Genomic DNA, 1,771 nt, shown 5'->3' with positions numbered 1-1,771 from the left:
ATTGCGTTTGGGGCGTTGTATCCAACCGGCGGGCACACAGTGGCCGCCCAACCCCTTGATGATGGTGTTGTAGCTCTCGTGCGTGTTCTCGGGATCGACCGTGGCTCCCTTCATCTTGGGCGCTCCCAGTGGCGTGCCCAGCTTGCGGTAGTAATCCTCGTGTTGTTTTTCTATCTGCATCATACGCATCTGATAGTCTTTCTGTCCGGCGGTTACGACGTTCGCACCATGCCCATAGGTGTTTTGGAATATGCTTGCACCGATTTTTGGGGCGCGTCGCCGTACTCGTAGGACAATTCGTAGTTCTATGAAACAGAACCCATGTATTTTGTTCACAGCCATGTCTGACAATTTAATAACCCAATTTCGGCATCATTTTATTTTCTTTCTCGCATAAAAGGAAATACGCTAATCTCCCTGTAAAATACAGCAACACTAATTTTGCTACTTTAATTCTATACCCCTTACGATGCAACAAGATTAATATCTTACCATAGACTAATACATTCAACAAAGGAAATCTAGCCCAATATGACAAGGCATTTCCATAATGTTTCTCTGCCGTATCTCTATATGCTTCATTTCCCAAATAGAATAGAAGTAAATGTGTTGAGAACATACCTAATGAACTGTAAACAAGGAAATATGTAATTGCTCTATATCGAATAATTAAAGTTGTTGTTTTATGTAACAACAAATGATGATCCATAATAAACACCAATACAAAATGGGATGTGAATTGAAAAACAAGGATAAGAACACCATAATTGGTAATCACGTCCATCATTGAGGCTATGGAGCCAGCTATAACATAAGATTGTAACATCTTGAACAAAGTCAGCATGCCACAAATAGACAACAACACAATTGACACAACAAAGACAATATAAAGTGTTGCTATATACATTTTACTAAAAAGCATTTTTAAATACATTCCATATGTTTTTAAATCAATTCCAATTTCAACACCTAAAATAGCACTAACTTTCACACCAGTTTCTGACCCTGATTTTGATTACTATCCTGCCGTGATGAGGTTCGCGCCGTGTCCGTAGGCGTTTTGGAATATGCCCACACCGATTTTGGAGGCCACGCGCCTGTCGCCGATGAAATAGCACTTGATGAAACTCCGGCGCGTAACGCCGAGTATGGAGCGAGATAGATGGTGTAGTCTTCAGTCTCGTGGAACTTCAGTGCAAGCCGAGCGAAAAGGAGCTTGCTCGTTTTTCCGAGGCGCAGCCTGAAGTCGGCGTAGCCAAAGTGAGGTCTTGCGGTGCACCGTATGGTTAAAGATTTCATTGGTTTACTAGCCGCAAAGTTATTTTTGTCGTGTCAACATGAAGTATCAACAAAGAGGGATTGACTTCATGGATTTTATACTCTGTCCCACCTAACGATATTACCGAGTCATCCTTTAAAATCCAATATTCTGGCCAAAGATGATCGTGCTGTTCGTATTTAGATAGATTTCCTTGTAAGTCTCGCTCTAAGATCTTCCATGTCCTATCCCTGTTAAAGTAAAAGCACATTTATAACTTGTCTCTCGCATCAAAATTTACATACCACAATTTAGAGTCGTCTCCACAGATTAAATCTGTGAGATCTCTCTTCTCTGCGCATGAAAATGCAACCAGTGCTATGAAAACCAAGGTTATCAGTCTAGAATGTGATTTCATTACCTCCCTTAATATATTGTGGAATATACTTTTCGCCATATATTTTAAATATTTACTTGCTTTGTCTATATGTTTGTAAATCTAGTAGTTCTGTT

At 40.3% G+C, this 1,771-nt stretch carries 1 protein-coding gene and 1 pseudogene; both read right to left on the bottom strand.

Features of this window, described 5'->3' with window-relative positions:
• A pseudogene (locus HMPREF0670_RS16620) lies at positions 1-342 on the bottom strand (RHS repeat-associated core domain-containing protein); the annotation flags it as partial.
• A gap of 10 nt (positions 343-352) precedes the next feature.
• Positions 353-991 (bottom strand): hypothetical protein, encoded by a 639-nt coding sequence (locus HMPREF0670_RS00740; RefSeq protein WP_157579506.1) that lies wholly within the window; start codon positions 989-991, stop codon positions 353-355.
• Between the last annotated feature and the right edge of the window lie 780 nt (positions 992-1,771).

The sequence above is a fragment of the Prevotella sp. oral taxon 317 str. F0108 genome (assembly GCF_000162415.1).
Classification (GTDB): Bacteria; Bacteroidota; Bacteroidia; order Bacteroidales; family Bacteroidaceae; genus Prevotella; species Prevotella conceptionensis.
Note: the sequence above shows the minus strand (reverse complement) of the source record. Positions and strands in the feature narration are given on the sequence as shown.